Origin of the sequence: Hymenobacter swuensis DY53, assembly GCF_000576555.1 — a bacterium.
In the GTDB taxonomy this organism is placed as follows: Bacteria; Bacteroidota; Bacteroidia; order Cytophagales; family Hymenobacteraceae; genus Hymenobacter; species Hymenobacter swuensis.
Genome location: NZ_CP007145.1, coordinates 3345387 through 3368166 on the forward strand (window position 1 = coordinate 3345387; position 22780 = coordinate 3368166).

General features: G+C 62.2%; 20 protein-coding genes. 12 read left to right on the forward strand and 8 right to left on the reverse strand.

The window, feature by feature from the left end; translation table 11 throughout:
- Positions 1–131: 131 nt before the first annotated feature.
- From ilvN to ilvA, 3 genes are all read left to right on the forward strand, one after another.
- Entirely contained in the window at positions 132–722 is a 591-nt protein-coding gene (gene ilvN / locus HSW_RS15590) for an acetolactate synthase small subunit (RefSeq protein WP_231501302.1), read from the forward strand.
- A gap of 222 nt (positions 723–944) precedes the next feature.
- Entirely contained in the window at positions 945–2039 is a 1095-nt protein-coding gene (ilvC, locus tag HSW_RS15595; RefSeq protein ID WP_052346839.1) for a ketol-acid reductoisomerase, read from the forward strand.
- A 146-nt stretch (positions 2040–2185) separates the two neighbouring features.
- Positions 2186–3460: a threonine ammonia-lyase IlvA gene (gene ilvA, locus HSW_RS15600; protein ID WP_052346511.1), complete on the forward strand. Its 1275-nt coding sequence runs from the start codon at positions 2186–2188 to the stop codon at positions 3458–3460.
- A gap of 17 nt (positions 3461–3477) precedes the next feature.
- On the opposite strand, the gene HSW_RS15605 is transcribed toward ilvA, so the two are convergent.
- The gene (locus tag HSW_RS15605; RefSeq protein WP_155833005.1) at positions 3478–4056 is read right to left on the reverse strand and encodes a hypothetical protein; all 579 of its coding nucleotides are present in this window, start codon (positions 4054–4056) and stop codon (positions 3478–3480) included.
- Between the two features lie 256 nt (positions 4057–4312).
- Between HSW_RS15605 and HSW_RS15610 the strand changes: the two genes are divergently transcribed.
- The 7 genes from HSW_RS15610 (at position 4313) to HSW_RS15640 (ending at position 12225) form a co-directional block, all read left to right on the forward strand.
- Complete coding sequence (locus HSW_RS15610; RefSeq protein WP_052346512.1) at positions 4313–5479, forward strand: 2-isopropylmalate synthase; 1167 nt, start codon at positions 4313–4315, stop codon at positions 5477–5479.
- Between the two features lie 170 nt (positions 5480–5649).
- On the forward strand, positions 5650–7062 hold the full coding sequence (gene leuC / locus HSW_RS15615; RefSeq protein WP_044002674.1) for a 3-isopropylmalate dehydratase large subunit: 1413 nt from the start codon (positions 5650–5652) through the stop codon (positions 7060–7062).
- Between the two features lie 80 nt (positions 7063–7142).
- Positions 7143–7742 carry a 3-isopropylmalate dehydratase small subunit gene (gene leuD / locus HSW_RS15620; RefSeq protein WP_044002675.1) on the forward strand — a complete coding sequence of 200 codons (600 nt, stop codon included), beginning with the start codon at positions 7143–7145 and terminating at the stop codon, positions 7740–7742.
- On the forward strand, positions 7730–8854 hold the full coding sequence (gene leuB, locus HSW_RS15625) for a 3-isopropylmalate dehydrogenase (protein WP_044002676.1): 1125 nt from the start codon (positions 7730–7732) through the stop codon (positions 8852–8854). The genes leuD and leuB overlap by 13 nt, the downstream gene beginning before the upstream one ends.
- Positions 8855–9244: 390 nt before the next feature.
- The gene (locus tag HSW_RS22980; protein ID WP_081768442.1) at positions 9245–10189 is read left to right on the forward strand and encodes an alpha/beta fold hydrolase; all 945 of its coding nucleotides are present in this window, start codon (positions 9245–9247) and stop codon (positions 10187–10189) included.
- Positions 10190–10195: 6 nt separating this feature from the next.
- Positions 10196–11239, forward strand: coding sequence for a sensor histidine kinase (locus HSW_RS15635; protein ID WP_044002677.1), 1044 nt, complete (start codon positions 10196–10198; stop codon positions 11237–11239).
- A 206-nt stretch (positions 11240–11445) separates the two neighbouring features.
- A complete protein-coding gene (locus tag HSW_RS15640; RefSeq protein WP_044002678.1) occupies positions 11446–12225 on the forward strand; it encodes a LytR/AlgR family response regulator transcription factor in 780 nt (259 codons plus the stop codon).
- A 197-nt stretch (positions 12226–12422) separates the two neighbouring features.
- On the opposite strand, the gene HSW_RS15645 is transcribed toward HSW_RS15640, so the two are convergent.
- The 6 genes from HSW_RS15645 to HSW_RS22985 form a co-directional block, all read right to left on the reverse strand.
- A complete protein-coding gene (locus tag HSW_RS15645; protein WP_044002679.1) occupies positions 12423–13220 on the reverse strand; it encodes a LytR/AlgR family response regulator transcription factor in 798 nt (265 codons plus the stop codon).
- Between the two features lie 183 nt (positions 13221–13403).
- A complete protein-coding gene (locus HSW_RS15650; protein ID WP_044002680.1) occupies positions 13404–14459 on the reverse strand; it encodes a sensor histidine kinase in 1056 nt (351 codons plus the stop codon).
- A gap of 108 nt (positions 14460–14567) precedes the next feature.
- On the reverse strand, positions 14568–15281 hold the full coding sequence (locus tag HSW_RS15655) for a hypothetical protein (RefSeq protein ID WP_052346515.1): 714 nt from the start codon (positions 15279–15281) through the stop codon (positions 14568–14570).
- A gap of 566 nt (positions 15282–15847) precedes the next feature.
- Entirely contained in the window at positions 15848–18040 is a 2193-nt protein-coding gene (locus HSW_RS15665; protein WP_044002682.1) for a TonB-dependent receptor, read from the reverse strand.
- 116 nt (positions 18041–18156) lie between these two features.
- The gene (locus HSW_RS15670) at positions 18157–18777 is read right to left on the reverse strand and encodes a phosphodiester glycosidase family protein (protein WP_231501303.1); all 621 of its coding nucleotides are present in this window, start codon (positions 18775–18777) and stop codon (positions 18157–18159) included.
- A gap of 158 nt (positions 18778–18935) precedes the next feature.
- Complete coding sequence (locus HSW_RS22985) at positions 18936–20873, reverse strand: tetratricopeptide repeat-containing sensor histidine kinase (protein WP_155833006.1); 1938 nt, start codon at positions 20871–20873, stop codon at positions 18936–18938.
- 292 nt (positions 20874–21165) lie between these two features.
- On the opposite strand from HSW_RS22985, the gene HSW_RS15680 reads away from it, so the two are divergent.
- The gene (locus HSW_RS15680; protein ID WP_044002684.1) at positions 21166–21642 is read left to right on the forward strand and encodes a hypothetical protein; all 477 of its coding nucleotides are present in this window, start codon (positions 21166–21168) and stop codon (positions 21640–21642) included.
- Here the strand turns inward: HSW_RS15680 and HSW_RS15685 are convergent.
- Positions 21639–22070 (reverse strand): ribosomal maturation YjgA family protein, encoded by a 432-nt coding sequence (locus tag HSW_RS15685; protein ID WP_052346517.1) that lies wholly within the window; start codon positions 22068–22070, stop codon positions 21639–21641. The genes HSW_RS15680 and HSW_RS15685 overlap by 4 nt on opposite strands.
- Before the next feature lie 146 nt (positions 22071–22216).
- Here HSW_RS15685 and HSW_RS15690 point away from each other — a divergent pair, with 146 nt between their 5' ends.
- Positions 22217–22666, forward strand: a complete 450-nt coding sequence (locus HSW_RS15690; RefSeq protein WP_044002685.1) for a GNAT family N-acetyltransferase — start codon at positions 22217–22219, stop codon at positions 22664–22666.
- Positions 22667–22780 lie beyond the last annotated feature (114 nt).

Consider the following 22780-nt stretch of genomic DNA (forward strand, 5'->3'; position numbering starts at 1 on the left):
CCCTGACCGAAGCTATCAATAAAAAGTTTTGGACTAGGTCGGAGCTTTTGCCCTTGAAAAGGAAGGATTGCTTCGCTCCGCTTGCAATGACGTGCGTGCTACCCGTCTCACCTCTCATGTTTCATCGCCTCATGTCCAAGCAAGAATACAACATCACGGCGTACACCGAGAACCAGGTGGGACTGCTCAACCGGCTGGCCATCATCTTCTCGCGGCGCAAAATCAACATCGAGAGCCTGAACACCTCACCTTCGGAGATTGAGGGGATTCACCGCTTCAACATTGTGGTGCACGAGTCGGAGGAGGTGGTGCGCAAGATTGCCCGCCAGATGGAAAAGCAGGTAGAGGTGCTGAAGGTGTACTTCAACCCCAACGAGGAAGTCATCTGGCAGGAAATGGCCCTCTACAAAGTGCCCACCGACGTCATTGCCGAGCGGGCGCTGGTAGAGCGGCTGCTGCGCGAGCACGGGGCCCGGGTGGTACTCATCCGCAAGGATTACACGGTGTTTGAAACCACGGGTCACCGCGAAGAAACCGACAAGTTGCTGGCCGTGCTGCACCCCTACGGCCTCATCGAGTTTGTGCGCTCGGCCCGCATTGCCATCATCAAAACCAGCCAAGGCTTCCACCACAAGCTGCGCGAGTTCGAGCGCCAGCAGCCCGGCGAGGAAGTAAGCGAAAACGAGTTCCTCGACCGCCGCGACAAGGTGTTTTCGATGTGACCCCACCAGAACGTCATTCCGAGCAGCGCGAGGAATCTCGCGTGCTGACGCCCGAGGCTAATCGTCATACTGAGCCTGTCGAAGTATCGATACTGCTTTGCTGGAATAGCATTCCAGAGTCAGCACGCGAGATTCCTCGACTTCGCCTCCGGCTACGCTCGGAATGACGTGCTTTTTAACAACCAGCAACAAACAACTACCAACCATAAACCCAACTCCATCATGGCAACCATCAACTTTGGCGGCGTAGAAGAACACGTTGTAACCCGCGAGGAATTCCCGCTGGAAAAGGCCCGCACCATTCTGCAAAGCGAGACGATTGCCGTTCTGGGCTACGGCGTGCAGGGTCCCGGCCAGGCCCTGAACCTACGCGACAACGGCTTCCGCGTGATTGTGGGGCAGCGGCCCGATTCGGCTTCGTGGCGCAAGGCCGAGGCCGATGGCTGGGTGGCCGGCGAAACGCTGTTCGGCCTGGAAGAAGCGGCCGAGCGGGGCACCATCCTGGCCAACCTATTGTCGGATGCCGGCCAGATTGCCGTGTGGCCCACTCTCAAACCCCACCTCACGGCCGGCAAAACCCTGTACTTCTCCCACGGCTTCGGCATCACCTTCAACGACCAAACGGGCATCATCCCGCCCGCCGATGTGGACGTGGTGCTGGTAGCGCCCAAAGGCAGCGGCACCAGTCTGCGCCGGCTGTTTGTGGCTGGCGGCGGATTGAACTCGTCGTTTGCCGTGTACCAGGATGCCACCGGCCACGCCTACGAGAAGGCCGTGGCGCTGGGCATCGGGGTGGGCTCGGGCTACCTGTTCGAAACCGATTTCCGCAAGGAAGTGTACTCCGACCTCACCGGCGAGCGGGGCGTACTGATGGGCGCGCTGGCCGGCATCATCGAGGCCCAGTACCAGGTGCTGCGCCAGCGCGGCCACTCGCCCTCCGAGGCCTTCAACGAAACCGTGGAGGAACTCACCCAGAGCCTAGTGCCGCTGGTGGGCGAAAACGGCATGGACTGGATGTTCAGCAACTGCTCCGTCACGGCCCAGCGCGGCGCCCTCGACTGGAAGGGCCGCTTCCGCGAAGCTACCCTGCCCGTGCTCAACGAGCTGTACGACAGCGTGGCCTCGGGCCAGGAAGCGGCCCGCACCATCCAGCGCGGCTCCACGCCCGGCTACCGCCAGGAACTGGAAGCCGAGCTGACGGAAGTACGCAACTCGGAGCTGTGGCAGACCGGCGCCACCGTGCGCGAGCTACGCTCCCGCGCCGCCGAAAAAGTAGAACAGGAAGAAGCCTACGCCCTCACGGCCGACGGTAATTAGAACGCAACCGGCTGTCATATTTCTTCTGTCATCCTGAGCTTGCGAAGGACCTTATCACGTGAAAACGGTAATCGTAACAACGACTCGTTCCAGCGTGGTAAGGTCCTTCGCTCTGCTCAGGATGACAGGTGTTTTTCATTTTCCAGATGCATCCTCCCCAACCCGCCACCCTCACCCCCGCCCTGCCGCTGCCCCTGGTGGAGCAGGCGGCCCGCACGCTGCAGGGCGTCATCAGTCCCACGCTGCTGCAGCACAATTTGGGGCTTTCGGCGGCCTACGGGGCTACTATTTATCTGAAGCGGGAAGATCTGCAGGTGGTGCGCTCCTACAAGATTCGGGGGGCGTACAACAAGATGGCGGGGCTGCCGGCCGATGAGGCCACCCGGCCGGTGGTGTGCGCCTCGGCCGGCAACCACGCCCAGGGCGTGGCCTACGCCTGCCAGCTGCTGGGCCGGCGCGGCTACATCTTCATGCCCGCCGCCACCCCCGCCCAGAAGGTGGACAAAGTGCGCCTGTTCGGGCGCGACCAGGTGGAAATCGTGCTGACCGGGGCCACGTTTGATGATTCGTCGAGGGAGGCGCAGGAGTTTTGCCAGCAGCGCCAGGGCGTGTACGTGCACCCGTTCGATGATGCGGCCGTGATGGCCGGGCAGGCCACCGTGGGTCTGGAAATCCTCCGCGACGCGCCCGCGCCCATTGATTTCGTGTTCATGCCCATCGGGGGCGGCGGGCTGGCGGCGGGCGTGAGCAGCGTGTTCCGGCAGCTCAGTCCCGCCACCCGGCTGGTGGGTGTGCAGCCGTTGGGCGCGCCCTCCATGCACCGCGCCATCCAGACGGGGCAGCGCCAGCCGCTGGAGCACATCGAGAGCTTCGTGGATGGGGCGGCGGTGAAGTGCCCCGGCGAGCTGACGTTTGCCATCTGTCGGGAGCTGCTGGATGAGGTGGCGCTGGTGCCCGAGGGCCAGGTGTGCGAGGACCTGTTGCGCATGTACAACGAGGAAGGCATTGTGCTGGAGCCAGCCGGCACACTCAGTCTCTCGGTGCTGCACCAGTACGCCGGCCAGATCCGGGGCAAAACGGTGGTGTGCATCCTCAGCGGCTCCAACAACGACATCACCCGCATGGAGGACATCAAGGAGCGGGCGTTGCGCCACCAGGGCCGCAAGCACTATTTCCTGGTCACCTTCAACCAGAAGCCCGGGGCCCTGCGCCGCTTCGTGAACCACGTACTGCGCGAGGATGATGACATCATCCAGTTTCAATACATCAAGAAGAATAACAAGGAAAAAGGCCCCGTTTTCGTCGGCCTGGAAGTGCAGCGCCCCCACGATATTGCCGAAATCCAGCAGCGCATGGTAGCCGAGGGATTTTCGTACGAGTATTTAAACGGGAAGCAGGATTTTTTGAGTTTGCTGGTGTGAATCGTCTGACTAATAAATCAAATGCTCAAATCCTGTTCACTCTTTTCAGCGACACTAACCTTATATGAGATAATAGTAAAAATACCATAGAACAAGAGCCAAAGACCTGAAAAGGCTTTTGTTTCTCTTGATTTATAGTACGTATACTTTTCTTTACTCAGATACTCTGTTATTTTACCATGATTCTGCAGAATATATTTATCATCCTTAATTTCAGGATTTCCATTTTGAGAAGCAACGAAGGTCATCAAATTGAATACCACATATAAAGAGCCAGATACAGCAACTAATTTCACCCAACTAGGAATACCTTTAAATATCAATTCCAAAGGAATTCCTGAACTCATCAGATTGGATTCATTTGATTGTTGATAATCCTGGAATTCTTCACTTTGCTTGTATTTAATAAATACAAAAATTCCAACAGCAAAAATCCCAATATGGAGCAACCATACAAAAGGGAAATATTCACTCACATCAATAGTAAAACAAGAGAGTATATGAGCTATCAGACTTAACAGGAAACCTAACGAAGCGGCATATAGTAGCCAATTGCTCTTTTCAGGCATGTTCATTCTTAATACACAATCAGTCATTCTCTCGCTGCAACAAGATATGAACATCGTATAGATTTTGCTTAAACAACACCAACCGTTCAACGCCGAGACGCGAAGTATCGCGTCTCTACGGCAGTTGGCCTTTGTAAGCCACTTAGCAACTATACACTATCAATCAGCTACTTACATCCACATCAGCAACTTTTTGAAATAGTAGGCGTGTCGAAAAACGGTTTCGGGAGGCCGGGGCTGGGGGTGTACTTGGGGCTTTCCTTCTGCCACGAAGTCATTGCCCATGTCTACCGAGAAAGTCCACATCTTCGATACTACCCTGCGCGACGGGGAGCAAGTGCCCGGCTGCAAACTGAACCGGGACGAGAAACTGCTCATTGCCCGGCAGCTGGAGCTACTCGGCGTGGACGTGATTGAGGCCGGCTTCCCGGTTTCCAGTCCCGGCGACTTTGCGGCGGTGGCGGCCATTGCGGCCCAAACCCGCGAGGCCACCGTCTGCGGCCTTTCCCGGGCCGTGGAAAACGACATTCGCACGGCGGCCGAGGCCCTGAAAGCGGCCCGCTACCCGCGCATTCACACGGGTATCGGCACTTCGGAGTCGCACATCCGGTACAAGCTGCTGAGCACGCCCGAGCAGGTGCTGGAACGGGCGGTGGCGGCCGTGAAGCTGGCCAAGTCGCTGGTGGAGGACGTGGAGTTTTACGCCGAGGACGCCGGCCGCACCGACAACGAGTTTCTGGCCCGCGTGTGCGAGGCCGCCATTCGGGCCGGGGCCACCGTGCTCAACATCCCCGACACCACCGGCTATTGCCTTCCGGCCGAGTACGGCGCCAAAATCAAGTACCTCGTGGACAACGTGCGCGGCATTGAGCGGGTGCGCCTCTCCACCCACTGTCACAACGATTTGGGCATGGCCACCGCCAACTCCATTGCGGGCGTGCTGGGCGGGGCCCGGCAGGTGGAGTGCACCATCAACGGCGTGGGCGAGCGGGCCGGCAACACGGCCCTCGAAGAAGCCGTGATGGTGCTCCGCCAGCACCCTTACCTCAACTTCAGCACCGGCATCAACACCAAGCTGCTGGCCGAAACCTCGGCTATGGTGTCGCACCTGATGAGCATGCCGGTGCAGCCCAACAAGGCCATTGTGGGAGCCAACGCCTTTGCCCACTCCAGCGGCATCCACCAGGACGGCGTGATTAAGCACCGCGAAACCTACGAAATCATCGACCCGCGCGAGGTGGGTATGCCCGATTCCAGCATTGTGCTCACCGCCCGCTCAGGCCGCGCCGCGTTGGCCTACCGCCTCCAGAAAATCGGCTACGACTTCGACCGCGTGGCCCTCAACAAAGCCTACACCCATTTCCTCGTCCTGGCCGACCGTCAAAAGGAGGTCGTGGACGAGGATTTGCGCGTGATGGTAGAACAGCAACAGCTGGTAACTGCGGGGTGATTCGCCAGCGCAGTAGAACGTCATGCTGAGCGCAGCCGAAGCATCTCGCGTGCTGATGTATGAATAGCATTGCAACGTCAGCACGCGAGATGCTTCGACAGGCTCAGCATGACGTCCTTTCCCTTCACACCCTATTCCTTCCTGCACTAACCACCCCCACCCCCTCTCCCATGCCTCACACCTTATTCGATAAAATCTGGGATGCGCACGTGGTGCGCGAGGTGGCCGGCGGGCTGTCGGTGTTTTACATTGACCGGCACCTGATTCATGAGGTGACCAGCCCCCAGGCCTTCGACGAGCTGACGGCCCGGGGCCTGACGCTGCGCCGCCCCGGGCAGATACTGGCCACCGCCGACCACAACGTGCCCACCCGCCACCAGGACCAGCCGATTCAAGACCCTTTGTCCCGGTCCCAGGTGGATAAGCTCACCGAAAACTGCGCCCGCCACGGCGTAGAGCTGTACGGGCTGGGCCACCCCTACCAGGGCATCGTTCACGTCATCGGGCCGGAGCTGGGCCTCACGCAGCCGGGCCTTACCATCGTGTGCGGCGACTCCCACACCTCCACCCACGGCGCGTTCGGCACCATTGCGTTTGGCATCGGTACCAGTCAGGTGACGCAGGTAATGGCCTCGCAGTGCCTGCTGCTGGATAAGCCCCGGCGCATGCGCATTACCGTGGATGGGGAGCTGCAGCCGGGCGTATCGGCCAAGGATATTATTCTGCACGTAATTGCCCAATTAGGTACGGGCGGAGCCACCGGCTACTTTGTGGAGTACGCCGGCAGCGCCATCCGGAACCTGAGCATGGAAGGCCGCATGACGGTGTGCAACATGAGCATCGAAATGGGCGCGCGCGGTGGCCTCATTGCCCCCGATGCCACCACCTTTGAGTACCTGCACGGCCGCCCTTACGCTCCCCAGGCCGAGGCCTGGGACTGGGCTGTGGCGCATTGGCAAACTCTGTTTTCGGATGAGGACGCGCAGTTTGATGCGGAGTTACACTTTGACGCAACGGTTATCCGGCCTATGATAACCTTCGGTACCAACCCCGGTATGGGTATGGCGCTGGCCGGCCGCATTCCGGCCCTGTCCGAGGCGGCCGAGGCCCCGAGCTTCGAAAAGTCGCTGCGGTACATGGGCTTTGCGGCGGGCGAGTCGCTGCTGGGCCAGGAAATCAGCCACGTGTTCATCGGCAGCTGCACCAACTCCCGCATCGAGGATCTGCGCACGGTGGCGGCCTACGTGCGGGGCAAGCGCAAAGCGCCCCACGTGGAGGCCATCATCGTGCCCGGCTCCCAGCAGGTGGCTCGGCAGGCCCGGGCCGAAGGCCTCGACCAGGTGCTGGCCGACGCCGGCTTTGAGCTGCGCGAGCCGGGCTGCAGTGCCTGCCTGGCCATGAACGAAGACAAGATTCCGGCCGGGGCTTACTGCGTATCCACTTCCAACCGCAACTTCGAGGGCCGCCAGGGTCCCGGTGCCCGCACCCTGCTGGCCTCCCCGCTGGTAGCCGCCATTACGGCCGTGGAAGGCCGGCTGGTGGACGTAGCAGAGTACGTGCTCGATTACGCGAACCAAGACTAGCACTAAAACTAGCTCCCCTCCTTTCCAAGGAGGGGAGCTAGTTCTAAAAACAGCTTATCAACCCCTCTCTCACTCCACCCATGGAAAAATTCGCCACCCTGCGCTCCGGTGTGGTTCCGTTGCCCATTGAAAACGTGGACACCGACCAGATCATCCCGGCGCGCTTCCTGAAAGCCACCACCCGCGAAGGGTTCGGCCGGAACCTGTTTGCCGACTGGCGCTACGCCGCCGACGGCCAGCCCAAGCCGGATTTCGTGCTGAATGATGCCCGCTACCAGGGCCACCGAATCTTGCTGGCCGGTAAAAACTTCGGGTGCGGCTCCAGCCGGGAGCACGCCGCCTGGGCGTTGTATGACGCCGGGTTTCGGGTAGTCATCAGCAGCTACTTCGCCGATATTTTCCGGGGCAACGCCCTCAACACCGGCCTGCTGCCGCTGCAGGTGACGCCCGCGGAGCTGCATGAGCTGTTTGCCTTAGTGGCACAGGATGCCCAGGCCGAGCTGACGGTGGACCTGCCCAGCCAGACGCTGCAGGTACCGGGCCGCCCCGAGCCGATGCGCTTCGAGCTGGACGCCTACAAGAAAGAGTGCCTCATCAACGGATACGACGACATCGATTTTCTCATTAGCCAGGAATCGGCTATTACCGCCTTCGAGCAGCAACGGACATGGGTATTTTAAGCAAACACATTGTGGTATTGCCCGGCGACGGCATCGGGCCGGAAGTGTGCGCCGAGGCGGTGCGCGTGTTGCGGGCCGTGGCCGACCGGTTTGGGCACGAGTTTCACTTCGACTACCACCTGATGGGCGCCTGCGCTATTGATGCCACCGGCTCGCCCCTGCCCGAACTCACGCTGGATGCCTGCCACCAGGCCGATGCCGTGCTGCTGGGCGCCATCGGCGACCCTAAGTACGATAACGCCCCCGCCGCCCCGGTGCGCCCTGAGCAGGGCCTGCTGCGCCTGCGCAAGGAGCTGGGCCTGTACGCCAACATCCGCCCCGTTATGGCTTACGACCAGCTGCTGGAACACTCCCCGCTCAAAGCCGACCGCATTCAGGGCACCGATATGCTGATTTTCCGGGAGCTGACGGGCGGGGTGTATTTCGGCGAGAAGGGCCGCTTCAACGATGGGAATTCGGCTTACGACAACTGCACTTACTCGCGGGAGGAGATTGAGCGGATTGCCCACCGGGCTTTCCGGGCCGCCGAAACCCGTCGCCACAAGCTCACGCTGGTAGACAAGGCCAACGTGCTGGAAACCTCCCGCCTCTGGCGCGAAACCGTGCAGCAGCTGGCCCCGCAGTACCCCAGCGTGGCCCTCGACTACCTGTTCGTGGACAACGCCGCCATGCAGATCATCCTGAACCCGCGCCAGTTCGACGTGATTCTGACCGAAAACATGTTCGGCGACATCATCTCTGACGAAGCCTCTGTCATTGCCGGCTCCTTGGGGATGCTGCCCTCCGCCTCGGTGGGCGATGCAGTTGCCTTGTTCGAGCCCATTCACGGCTCGTATCCGCAGGCCAAGGGTAAGGGCATTGCCAACCCCATTGCCACCATCCTGTCGGCAGCTATGCTGCTGGACCACTTCGGGCTGACCGAGGAAGCCGTCACCGTGCGCGACGCCGTGCAGCACGCCCTCGACCAGCAGGTGGTCACGCCCGAGCTGAACCCGGCCACCCGCTATACCACCGAGCAGGTGGGCAGCTTTATTGCCTACGCCGTGCTGGATATTGCCGACTGCGAGATGCACCGCAACAACATCCGCCTGGGCATGAGCACCATTATTTAGCCGCACTACTATTTCGTGGCCCGTTTTCTACGGTCCGGGCTGGTGTATCTGAACACCAGAGGCAGGCATGCTGCAACAGCCAATTCGCCCCGTTCAGCCCCCGCCGGATATCAGCCCGGATTGTAGAGAACCGGCCATGCCTATGGAGTAGGCAGCGGCACCCATTTGCACCGGAGAGGGGTGCCCAAGGCCCGGAATGCTGACAGCTGCTGTCGGCGTCCGGGCCTTTTTGGTGGCGGAAGCCGACGGTTCACCCAAACGGCTTTTACGCTTCGCCCACGGCAGTAGCCGTTTCGCCCGGTTTGCGTGGGTGGATGTGCCGGATGATGCGGATGTTTGACCCAGTTAACGGCTCGCTAACCGCCTCTCCCATCCTTTACTCCTGCTCTCATGTTCCGCTTCCTTTCCTCCACTGTTCGTTTCCTGATGCTGTTGCTTCTTGTGGCATTGAGCACTGTTGCCCAGGCCCAGAAGCAGGCTGCGTTGCCTGTCGGTTCCCGCGCCATCTTCACTTACGATTCGGTAAAACTGTTTGTGCAGGTGGCAGGCCAGGGCACGCCCTGCCTGTTTGTGCACGGCGGCCCCGGGGCGGGTAGCTACTCTTTTGAGAAGCTGGGCGGCAACCGGCTCGAAGACAAGCTACAGATGGTGTACCTGGACCAGCGCGGCAGTGGGCGCTCGGGCAGTTCCCGCACCAAAAACTACTCTATGGCCCGCATAGTACAGGATATGGAGGAGTTGCGCCAACAGCTGGGCTTGCAGAAATGGGTGGTGATGGCCCACTCCTTCGGGGGCACCATTGCCACAGCCTACGCCCAAAAGTACCCCCAGCGGGTACAGGCACTGGTGCTGGTGAATAGCGTACTGAACCCAGTGGCCTCTTTGGATAGCATGCTGGCCTACGGTACCAGCCTACTGCCCGCCGCGGCCCGGCCCGCGCCCAGCCTGCCCCAGATGCAGCGGTTTGGCATGGTGATGGGTGCGTTGCAGCAGCTGAAACTTGCCGGGCAGTTGCAATTCTCCCACGACTCCCTAGCCGCCCGGGCCATGCGGGTAAGCCGCGCCGTACCCGGCAATCCGGAATTTGCCCAGCAGGTATTCAGCGGCCGGTTGGCTGATTATGGCCAGGACTATGCCCCCGCTACCGCCAAGCTTACCATGCCTACGCTGGTGATTTTGGGTAAAGACGACCGGACAACGGGCGCTACGGCAGCTACTTACCAGTTCCCGCGCAAGCAGGTGGTTACACTGCCGGGCAAGCACAACTCGTTTCTGGAGCAGCCCGCGCAGTTCCGGCAGGCAGTTGTTAGCTTCGTGCAGCAGCTTCCCCGCTAATTCTCCATGTCAGCCACTCCCCAGCGCCCGGCCCCGGCTTACCTCAACGATAAATGGTTTTTGTTGCTGGGTATTCCGGTGCTGGGCGCGCTGGTATTGCTGCCCCGCGGCGTGCTGCATGTGCGCTCCTGGCAGGCGCTGCTGGTGGCGTGGTTTTGCTCCACGCTGATTACCACTATTTTCTGGCTGCTGGGTCGCTCGTTGTGGCGCTACCTGTTCCGACGGTTCCCACGGGTGGAGCAAACCCGACAGCGGCTGTGGTGGCTGGCGCTCAGCAACACCAGCATTGCGGCCCTCACTACCCTAGGCATCGGGCAAGTAGCCGCCCGGATGCAGCACGGGCACCTTACCTGGCCAGAGTACTGGTTTGAGTTTGGGCTGAACATGGTGCCCACGGTGATGATTCAGCTCATTTATGAAAGCTGGAACTTCTTCCGGCAGTGGGCCGATAACGTGCGCCGCACCGAGCAGCTGCAGAGTGCCGAAGCGCGCAGTCAGCTGGAAGCGTTGCAAAACCAGCTCGACCCGCATTTCCTGTTCAACTCGCTCAATACGCTGTCGGCTCTCATTGAGCCCCGGAACGAGACGGCCCAGGACTTCGTGGAGCAGCTCTCGGATGTGTACCGCTACGTGCTGCTGGCCCGTGACCAGCCCACCGTACCAATCAGTGAGGAATTGGCCTTCGTGGAAACCTATCTGGCCCTGCACAAAGCCCGCTTCCGCGACAACCTGCGGGTACAGTGGCAGGTGCCACCCGCCGCCCTCACCGCCCGCGTGGCCCCGCTCAGCGTGCAGCTGTTGGTGGAAAACGCCCTCAAGCACAACGTGGCCTCCCGGGAACATCCGCTGGCGCTGGAACTCACCGCCGACCCGGCCACTGGCTACTTCACCGTGCGCAACACCCTGCGCCCCCGCACCGCCGGCCTTGCGCCCGGAACAGGCACCGGCCTTCGCAACGTACGCCACCGCTATGAGCTGCTGCAAGCGCCGCAGCTTGTTGAGGTAACGCAGGAAGCCGGCTGGTTTGAGGTGCGGCTGCCGCTGTTGTGAGTGGTTAGAGAAGAAACGTTATCCTGAGCATGTGGTGCATCAAGCCAGTGTCGGGAGGCGTAGTTGAAGAATCTCTACCGCTTCGTTTGGCATGATACGTTTGTTGTAACGTCAGCCCACGAGATTCTTCGACTACGCCTCCGGCTCACTCAGAATGACGTTCTTTCTCTACCCCTAACTTCTGCGTCCTTCACTTCTCCTCGTCCATGACCGTTTTGCTGCTCGAAGATGAATACCCGGCCGCCGAGCGGCTACAACGGCTGCTGCGTCAGGCCGCACCTGAAGCCCAAGTGCTGGCCGTGCTGGACAGCGTGGCCGGGGCTCTGCACTGGCTAGATACCAACCCCACCCCCCACCTGATTCTATCCGATATTCAGCTGGCCGATGGGCTGAGCCTAGAAGTATTTGAGCAGACGGTGGTGCGCAGTCCGGTCATCTTCACCACGGCGTATGATGCCTACGCCATCCGGGCCTTCAAGGCTAATAGCGTGGATTACCTGCTCAAGCCCGTAAAGCTGGCGGAACTGACGGCCGCCCTCACTAAGCTGCACGAATGGCGCACCCCCGCCACAGCCGCCCGGCCCGCCGACGATACGGCCCAGCGCCTGGAGCGCCTCCTGGATGCCCTGCCCCGGCCGGAGCGGCAGCACAAAACCCGGTTTCTGGTACGCAACGGCGAGCTGCTGCTGCCGCTGGCCGCCACCCAGGCCGCCTGGTTCCAGAGCCGCCATGAAACCACCACCCTCTGCACCCTCGACGGCCGCCGCTTCGTGGTGGACTACACCCTGGAACAGCTGGAAACCCTGCTTGACCCCACCCAGTTTTTTCGCCTCAACCGCCAGCTCCTGGCCCAGCTACCCGCCGTGCAGCGCCTGCACCCGCACTTCAACGGTAAGCTATTAGTGGACTTGCACCCTGCCCCCAGCGAGGAAGTACTGGTTAGTCGGGAAAAGGCAGGGGCGGTGAAGAACTGGCTGGAAGGGTAAGTTTTTGAAGGTGGGTGGAATGTGGCAAATGTGCGTGATGTGGCAGAGAAACATCATCCCTCGCTCCGCTCGGAATGTCGTCTGACGTCAGGATTACTTCAGCAACGTCAGTACGCGAGATTCCTCGCTTCACTCGGAATGACCTTCATTTATCACACTCCACCTACGTTCTGCACATTCCGCTTCCATTCAAAAAATCACCGATCCAGCCAGGCTTTGAAGGCGTTGACTTTTTCACGGCTGACCAGCACGGTGTCGTTGTCGGGGGCGGCGGGCTTGAGGATGGTTTGCAGGCGGGAGTTAGTGTAGTGGATGATGTCGTGAATGGCGTCGGCGTGGGCCAGGTAGGCCCGGTTGAGACGGAAGAACTCCAATGGGTCGAGCAGGCCTTCGAGCTGTTCCAGCGTGTAGTCTACCACGAAGCGGCGGCCCTCGCGGGTGTGCAGCAGCGTGACCTTTTCCAGACTGGCGAAGTAGGCAATCTGCTCCACCGGAATGGCCTTCAGGTGCTCCCCCACCCGCACCACGAAGCGCGTTTTGTACTCCCGCGCGGGCTGGGCCTGCTGCAGCATGCGCGTGAGCAGTGCCGCATCGAACTGGGGCGCGGCCTGCTGCTGCCGGCGGTGGAGCTTATCCAGGGCCGCCGTCAACTCCTCCGGATCGATGGGCTTGAGCAGGTAGTCCACGCTGTTGACCTTGAAGGCGCGCAGGGCGTACTTGTCGTAGGCGGTGGTGAAGATGACGGGCGTGCGGATTTCCAGCCGCTCGAACAACTCGAAGCTCAGCCCGTCGGCCAGGTGAATATCCAGAAACAGCACGTCGGGCGGGGCGGCCTGCAGGCTTTGCAGCAGCGCCACGGCCTCCGCCACCGACTCGGCCGTGCCCACCACGACCACCGGCTGCGGGTGTTTCTTCAGCAAACCGGCCAGCCGGGTAGCGGCCAGCGGCTCATCTTCCACAATCAAAGCGCGCAACGGAGTAGTAGTCGAGGTCATAGGCGAAAAGAGCACGAACGGGAACTTGTCGGGAGTGGAGGGAGCAAGGTAACAACGTCATGCTGAGCGAAGCCGGAGGCGCAGTCGAAGCATCTCTACCTCTGACTAAATCAATGGCCTTGCAACGAAGCGGTAGAGATGCTTCGACTATGACGTGCTGTTATGTTTCCAGCCGTCTAGCCGCTACTGCAATTCCAGCAGCGGCAGCGTCACGGCAAACTCCAGCTCGGAGGCAGCTACCACCACGGGGCGGGGCGTGAGGAAGGCGTAGCGGGCCTGCAGGTTTTTCAGGCCCACCCCCATCGATTCGCCCTCGGCCAAACGGCGCGTCTGCCGGGAGTTGCGCACGGTGAGGGTGCGGGCCGGCTCGTCCAGCTCAATGCCGATGCGCAGCGGGTTGCGCTGGGAGGTGGCGTTGTGCTTGAGGGCATTTTCCAGCAGCAGCTGCAACGCCAGCGGCGGCACCAGCAGCGCCCCGGTAGCAGCAGTAAGCGGAGGCAGTTGCACCTGCAGCCCCTCGCCCAAACGGGTGCGCTGCAGAAACAGGTAGGCCTCGCCGAACTTCATTTCCTCCGCCAACGACACCACTTCCTGGTCCTGGCTGTCGAGCACGTAGCGGTACACTTGGCTGAGTTGGCGGATAAAGCGGGAAGCGCGTACGGAGTCGTTTTCCTCTACCAGCGAGGTCAGCGCGTTCAGGGAGTTGAACAGGAAGTGCGGGTCGAGCTGGCGGCGCAGACTGTCGGCCTGGGCCTGGGCGTTTTCCTTTTCCAGCCGCTGGGCCCGCACCGATACCTCGCGCCAGCTCAGCAGAAACGAGCGGCTATGCATGAACAAGGACACCACCAGCGTAATGCCCAGCGGTATCACAAACGCCTTCCAGCTGATGCTCCAGAACGGCTTGTGAAAGTAACCTACCCGGAACGCCGTCGTCACCACCAGAATAACCAGCAGCGAGGCCAGCAACGATACGGCCACCGTGGTCAGAAACCGCCGCAGCGGGTTTTCCGTCCAGTCGACGTAGCGGTTCAGCAATTCGGAGGGCACGCCGTTGGCCAGCCACAGGCCGGTGGTATAGCAGAAGTTGTAGCCGAAGGAGATGAGAAAATTCTCGCTCCAGACCGCACAGCCCGGACAAAAGGCGAAGCTCAGCACCACCGACAGCACCAGCATCAGACCCAGCGTTTTCAGCCAAGTGTATTTCGGGTAGTATTTCCCCAATACGGCGGATTGTTCCATGAGCAAGCGAAGTGACAAGCGAAGCGAAAAGATACACAGCGGCAGTTGGACCAAGTCCGACAGCTGCAACCGGCCCGACAGCTGGCAGCTGCCGGACAGGGGCGGCCGTTACTTGGCGGCGGTGGCAGTTTCGTAGGCTTTCAGGCGGCCCAGTAGCTGCCGCTCGCCCCAGTTGGGGGCCAGGGCCGAGGCGGGCCGGAAGGCAGCGAAACGGGCTTTGGCTTCTTCGTACACGGGCTTGGCCACCTCGGCCCCGCCCCCGAACATGGCGGGCGTGTAGTAGAGGTTGTTGGCTTCCACTAGGTAGATGCGGGGGTTGGCGGGGTTGAGTTTTTTGGCCTGGGCCAGCGCCTCCTTCACCATGCCCGAGTACTTCATGGAACGCAGCATGGGCGACACGCCGAGGCGGGCCTGGTAAATGTAACTCTGCAGCACCAGCAGTTCGGCTTCGTCGCCGCCCAGCTTGCGGGCCTGGGCCAGGGCAGCCTCAGCACGGTCGAGGTAGACATCCTTCACGTCGCCGTCTTCCTTGCTTTGGAAGCAGGTGATGAGGCGGGCGTAGGCCTGGTAGTAGCGGGGCAGCCAGTCCTGGGGGGCCACGGTGGCGGCGCGCTCCAGCCGGGCATCCAGCTGCTTGAGCACGGCCGGCTCGCCGGTGCTCATCAGCTCCTTCACGGTGGTTCCCAGCAGGGCGGCGTAGGAGCCGGCCGGAGCGGCTGCGGCAGTGGTGGCAGGGGCCGCAGGGGCGGCCGGAGCGGCGTTCTGGGCCAGGGTAGCAAGGGAGGCAGTTACGCAGGCGAGGGTCAGCAGGGCAGTTTTCATGGCGGTAAGAGGGTTTGTGGTGGTTGATGATTCAAAGGTGCATCCCGCCCACCACCCCCGAAACTCGCCGTTACCGAAGCGTCGGATTACCCGGATGAAGCGTCGGATTTTCGTCTTCCGTTGCTTTCCGTTTTGGTGACCTGTCGCGCAGGTGACAACGGCCGTCACACAGGTGACAATACCGGTTACACGAGTGACAACGGCTCCTGCACAAGTGACAACGCCCGTCGCACGGGTGACAGCTTCCGTCGCATGGATGACAGAGGCCGTCGCACAGATGACAGCTTCCGTCGCACGTGTGACAGAGGCCGTCGCACGGGTGACACAGGCTGTCGCACAGATGACAGCGGGCATTGCGTGGGTGACAGCGGGCATTGCATGGGTGGCTGCGAGCGAAGCGGAACCACCGGTCAGGCAGCTGCAAGTAGTCGGGTCGGTTGACGGTTGCTGATGTTGCGCCGGCCTCGGGCGGACGAATCATACGACAAACGGCCCGACAGCTTACAGCTGCCGGACCGGGACCTCCCAACCAAAAACCCACAACGAAAAACCAACAACCAAAAACGCTATTCCGGCCGCTCGTTCACATCACCCGGCGACTTCTTATTGATGGAGATGAACACGCCCAGAAACACCATGCGCGGCGCGGTGGGGCCGATGGCCACGCGGTTGAACTGCCCATCGGCGGCGGGTTGGGTGGCGTAGCGGTAGCCGAACACGTTCGGGCGGCCCAGCACGTTGTTCACGGCTGCATGCACCACCGTGTAGTGCCCCAGCAGGCGCGTGATGTAGCTGGCGTTCAGGCTCAGCTCCTGGTAGCTGGGCAGGCGGCCCTGGTTATAGCCGGCCTCGGGCTGGTTTAGGTCGTGGTAGCGGCGGGGGCTGCCGTAGCTGGCCGTGGCCCCCAGCAGCGTGTGCAGCCCGCCTACCCAGTACTTGCCCACCACCGATACGCTGTGCCGGGCCGCGAAGGTGGGCACGGCCGCCACCGGGTCGTGGCGGTACTGGCGGCGGGTATCCAGGAAGCCGTAGCTGATATAGTACTCCAGATTTTTCACCGTTTTCCGGTCGCGCCACAGCACATCCAGGCCCCGGGCGTAGCCGCTGCCGCCGTTGTCGTAGCCCAGCGGGTTGCGCGGGGCCGAGCCCTCGAAGCGGGTGAGGTGGCGGTAGGTTTTGTGGTAGGCTTCCACCTGCAGCAGCTGCCGGTCGTGGGTGTACTGGTAGGTGAGCACCGCATGGGTGGCCTGCTCGAAGCGCAGCCGAGGCTGCACCAGCAGCAGCGCGTTGTCGGGGTTCTGGTAAAACCGCCCGTAGGCGCCCGATACCGAGCTATTGCCGGAAGTCTGATACGCCAGGGCCACGCGGGGGGCAGAGTTCCAGCGGCGCAGCACCGCCGAGTACTCGGTGCGCGCCCCCACCCGACCTGCCAGCCGGTTGGTGAGCTGAAAGTCGGATTCCACGAAGCCCGCCGCCCGCTGCTCGCTGAACGCCGGCCGGTACACAGTGGCCTCGGCCACGTTGGGCTGCACCTGCTGGCGCACCTGCTGGGCCAGCACCTCGGCCCCCACCTTCACGTTCCAGCGGGTTGCCGCCGAGTCGTTGATGAGTACCACCCGGCCCACCACCGCCTGCTCCAGCGTGCGCAGCCGTACCGAATCGGGCCGTAGCTGCTGGTTGTCGCGGCTCAGGGCCAGGCCGGTCTGCAGGCTCCAGCCCCGGCGCAGCGGGCTCCGGAAGGTAGTGTTGAGGTAGCCGTTGCCGTTGCGCAGCCCCACCGTCTGGGTGCCGGCCGGCTCGGGGCTGGGCTGGCCAATCCGGAACTGCTGACTGGTCCAAGTGCCGTACACTTTCAGCATGCCCGCCTGGCCGGTGCGGTGATGCAGGGACACGGAAATAGCCAGCCCGCGCGGGGCCTGGTCCCAGCGCACGTTCTGGGGCAGCAGGCCGGTGTAGGGCGTCAGGTTGGTGTAGTCGGCCGTAACGGCCAAGGAGGTCCGCTCCCACCGCTTGGTGCGCGAGGCCCCCAGGAACACCGAGGTAGCCGAAAGGCCGGTCTGGGTTTCGGGGGCTAGATCCGTCGAGTTCAGCAGCAGCACGCCCGACAGCGCCTGCCCGTACAGCGCCGAGTAGCCGCCGGTGCTGAACACGGTGCCTTTGAACAGCGTGGGCGCAAACCGCCCCCGGGCCGGCACGGCCGCCACGGTAGCATTGTAGGGGTTCTGCACGGGCAGCCCATCCAGGTAGGTTTTGGTTTCCGACGCCGCCCCGCCCCGCACGAACAGCATGCCGTCTTCGCCAACGCGGGTAGTACCGGGCAGGGTGTTGAACGCGGCGGCCACATCGGCCAGCGCGCCGGCGGTGGTTTGCACGTCGCGGGTGTTGAGGGCGGCGCTGCGGTGCTCGTCGCTGGCCTCGAAGGCCCCGGCCGTAATCACCACCGAGCCCAGGGCGTGGGGCTCACTTTTGAGCACGAGCGTGAGCGGCAGCGGCTGCCCGGTCAGCTCCACGGCCCGCTCCGTGGTAATGAACCCCAGCAGACTGGCCTGGAGCACGTAGCTGCCCCGTACCGGGGTATCGAACCGGAACCGGCCCACCGAATCGGTGCTGGCCCCGTCGAAAGTGGTTTTGAGGAACACGTTCACACCCGGCAGCGGCTGGCCCGCCGCGTCGCGCACGGTGCCGCTCAGGGTGGTGGTCTGGGCCTGCACCGGGAGGCCGGCCAGCAGGAAGAAGAACAGGTAGAGGAGGCGTTTCATAGCAACGGCAGCGAAGTGATGCCCGAAAGTGGGCCGCTGCCGCCGCCGCTGAAACTCGCCGTTACCGAAGCGTCGGATTCGGTGGATGAAGCGTTGGAGCGATAAACAATGCGTACTTATTCCCTCACTGGCTCCGTCACGGCAATCATCACCCCAAAGTCTCCGTCCAACTGCTCCCACTGCCGGGCCGGCAGGTACGTCCGGGACACGAAGCCATCCAGACACAGCGCGTTGCGGCAGCCCCGCCGCTGGAAGTAGCGGGCAAAATCGCACAGATTTACCGGCTCTTTCGACATAACCAGCAGTACCCGGCCATCCGGCAGCACGCCCACGCCATTACGCACGTTCAGGTTGCGGGAACCGGCCTGAAAGGCCGGATGAATCCGGCCCTCCACTACCAACATCGGCCCCGACTGCGTGGCGTAGCGTATCTGCGGGCCAGACCGGAAAGCGGTAGTGGGCTGGATAACCGCCCGGCCACCGGTAGTGAGAAAAAATACGCCGTTGGGCCGCAGGTAGAAGTTGCCGCGGCCGCTCCCCGTATCCAAAGGAGTACGTAGTCGGCCATTTTCAATGTACAGTCCGACCGGCACGTTACCCATGCGGTACATGCCGCCATTGGCGGCGAATACCAGCCGCTGCTGTTTGCTGGCGAGCCACTCGCGCAAACGGGCAAGGCTGCGCAACGGCTTTCCTTTCTCATCCCGCCAGTACAGGGCCAGCCGACGCGGCTCCACGGAATAGGATAAAAAGCGGGGTTTGGTTGGAGCTACAGTTTTGGTAGTGGCTGATGCTTGCGGCTCACAGCCTGACAACAGGCCAACGGTGGCAAGCAGCAACGCCATCCAACCCAGCCCAGCACCTCTCACCTGACCCAACATAGCCCGACGCATTATCAGCTGGCCGGCAGCGTCAGCCGAAACTCGGTGCCTTCGCCGGGCCGCGACGTTACTTCCAGCTGGCCCTGGTGGCCGTTCACCACGATGTCGTGGCTGAGAGACAGACCCAGGCCTGTGCCCTCGCCCACCGGCTTGGTGGTGAAGAAAGGCTCAAAGATGCGGGGCAACACCTCGGGCGCAATGCCGGCGCCGTTGTCGCGCACCCACAGATGCAGGCGGCCATCGGGCAAACGGCCGCTGCCGATGGTCACGGTGGGCACGTAGCCCACTTCGGCGCGCTGCTGGCGCTGGCGCACGGCGTATAAGGCGTTGGTGCAGAGGTTGAGCAGCACCCGGCCCAGGTCCTGCGCCACCACCGCCGCCGCGGGCAGGGCGGGTTCCAGCTCCGTCCGCACCTCGGCCACGAAGCCCGGAAACTGTTGCTGCGTGCCCGCGTAAGCCAATTCCAGCTGCTGGCGGGCCAGCTCATTGAGGTCGGTTAGCTCGCGGGGGGCCTGGCCGGTGCGGGCATGTTCCAGCATGCCCTTGATGATGGCCGTGGCCCGCTGCCCGTGCTGACTGATGTTGAGCAGGTTTTGCTTGAGTCCGTCGAGGATGTCGCGCTCCAGGTTGCCGTCACGGGCCAGCTGCTGGGCGCCGTTGATTTCGTCTACCAGCTCCGTGCTGACTTCGGCAAACCGCTTCACGAAGCTGAGCGGGTTTTGCAGCTCGTGCGCTACGCCGGCCGTCATTTCGCCCAGAAAAGCCATTTTTTCACGCTGCACCAGCATCAGTTGGGCCTGTTTGAGGTCGGCCAATGAGGCCTGCAAGGCGGCGTTGGTGCGCTGCATCCGGCGGCCGTGGCGCAGTCGCAGCGCCAGCAGCAGCCCCAACCCGGCCAGGCCCACCAGCAGGCCGTAGGTCTGGTAGCGGTTGTGGATGGCCTGCTGGGCTACTATGGCTTCCTGGGCGCGCTGCCGCTCTAGGTAGTCCACGTTCTGTAGGCGCATTACTTTTTCCTGCCCAAACAACGTGTCCTTCATAGTCACCAGTAACTTCTGGTACCGGAAGGCGCTATCTAGTTGGCCGCGCTGGGCGAAATCTTGCGTCAGCAGCACACTGGCGTTGAGCACCCCGCGTAGAAATCCGTTCTGGCGGGCCGCCTGGGCCCCGAGCCGGGCATAATAAATGCTAGAATCGGACTGCTGTTGCTGCTGGTAAAGAGCGGCCAGCCCGAGGTAGGAGAAGTTGAGGCTGCGCAAGTGCCGTCGTCGCTTCGACTCGACCACGCTGCGACGGTAGTATTCCCGGGCTTCCGCGAAGTGTCCCTGCTTGCGGGCCACGTTGCCCAGGCCGTAGAGAATGTAGTTGGTGGAAGCGTGCAGCCGTTGGGCCAGCTGGTAGGCTCGCTGCTGATAGTACGCGGCCGAATCCAGCTCATCGTACAGATCATACGCCAGCCCGATGTTGCTCAGGTCCACGGCAATCCGGCGCTCATCGCCCAGCAGACTATCCAGCCGCAGGCCCTCAAAGTAGTATGACAGCCCCAGCTGCCGGTCGCGCAGATACACGTAGATAATGCCGATGCTGCGCAGATTCTGGGCCTGCAGCGTGGTATCCCGCAGCTCCCGGCCCAGCCGCAACGACTCCTGAAACAGTTCCAGGGCGCGGGCCAGATTACTTTCGCGCAGGGCTGCGCCCAAGCGGTTGAGCGCGGCGCCTTCGCCCGCCCGGTTATGGGTGCGCCGGGCCAGGGCCAGTGCCCGCCGCGAGTACGCGGCAGCAGCCTCCGTATCGGAAGCCCACAGCTGGTCGCTGATACGGCACAGCAGCTGCACCCGGCTGCTATCGGACTGCGGCAGCCGCTCCAGGGCCTGCAGGCTGTCGAGCGCCGAATGCCAGCGCGGCCCGGGTGCCTGAGCGGAAGCCAGCCGGGGGAGCAGTAGCAGCACCATGAACACCGCCAGGCGGCTGAGAACAGGTGTCAGAGGAGGAAGTACTGGTCTGGCCAAAGGACTATGTGGTACGCTCTCAGTCAGTTTATGAAGCTGAACAGCCTGCAAATATTCAACAAAAAAGCCTGATTCTACGGAGCAGCTTCCGTAACCGCTGCCCTAGCGCGACTACCGCTGGTTTCGGCTGAAAAAGCCCTGAATAAGTTAACACCTCCTGCCCCGGCGCGCCGGCAGAGGAACCCTATATTTGGGCTTTACCGACTGCTTCCGCTTACCCACACACGCAGGTTTTATGCATTCGATAACTACCCCGACCGATACGCTTATCGAATTCGTGCGCGACATCGGCCTCACGGTACACGAGGCTTCCCTAGTGCAGCCGACCTTCCTACCCGGGCTGCTCATCGCGCGGGGTCAGTTGGTGGTAGACCGTCAGCGGCTGCTGTATCCCGGCGACATTCTGCACGAGGCCGGCCACCTAGCCGTAACGCCGGCAGCCGAACGCCCCTCGCTGGGTGGCAACATCACCGAAAATCATCCGGAGAAAGAAGGTGAAGAACTGGCCGTGCTGGCCTGGAGCTACGCCGCTGCCCAGGCCCTGGAACTGCCCACGCTGGTGGTGTTTCATCCGGCTGGCTACAAAGGCCAGAGCGAGTGGCTGGCAGAGCTGTTCGACAGCGGCCAGTACCCGGGCCTGCCGCTGCTGGCGTGGATGGGGTTAACTTTGGCCGCTGAATTCCCCCGGATGCACCGGTGGCTGCGCGACTAAGCCTGTACGTGCTGGCAGCCCGTCACACGTTCCACCACGTAGCCGGTAGCCACACCGGCGGCGTAACATAGTAGGTCGCTCCACAAGAACCCGTGGCCCAGTACCAAGCCCCCCAGCGTGGTGCCGCGCACGGCCAGCAGCCAGGGTGGCTGCCATAACTGGCTGATTTCAATGAGCACCGCAAAGCTCAGGGCCCCTGCCGCTACCCGGCGGCTGCTCCAGCGAGGCCACCCTAGCCCGACCAGCCAGAACACCAGCAGTGCCCACAGCGCATCCCCGGCGTACGAGGCCACGAATGCCGGCAGCCACGGACCATACCTGCGCGACGCCAGCCCCAGCAGCATGGTAAGCCCCAACAGGACCACGTACAGGCCCCGGTGCCGACAAGTGTTCCGGGTAGTAAATAGGGAGGGATGGGGAGGAAGCATGGCCAGATGACAACGACGACGAAACTACACGCCGGCTGCCAGAGTACCACATTCCGGCAAACCGTACCTTTGGCGCGCAGGCAGGTCGCCTGTACTTTCCCGTTGCTCTGTTCTTCGGCTTCTGACCGAACCATTTTTCGCCCGGCATGACCCTGACCTGGATTCTGAAACCCTTCTCGGACCTCACCACGCCGGAGCTGTACGCCCTGCTGCAACTGCGCTCCGAAGTATTTGTGGTGGAGCAAACCTGCGCCTTCCAGGATATCGACGGGCAGGACCAGCAGGCTTGGCACCTACTGGGCTACGCGCCCAACGGAGAACTGGCCGCGTATACGCGCCTGTTCCAGGCCGGTATCAGCTACCCCGAGGCCAGCATTGGGCGAGTAGTAGTGAGCCCCCGGTTTCGGCGCTTTGGGCTGGGCCGGATGCTTCTGCAGGAGTCCATTGCCGCCGTGGGCCGACTGTTCGGCGAGCAGCCTATTCAGATTGGGGCGCAGCTGTATTTGCAGGCTTTTTATGAAAGCTTTGGCTTCCGGCAGGTGGGCGAAGGCTACCTGGAAGACGACATTGCCCACATCCATATGGTACGCCGCTGAGTTCGTCGGGCCGACTCATTTGCCGCAACGCGCACCGGTTCAAATTCGTTAAGCTATAACCGCGCGGTAGCTAAAAACCTGCCGTGGTTTTCGATGGTTTGTAGCCTACCTTTA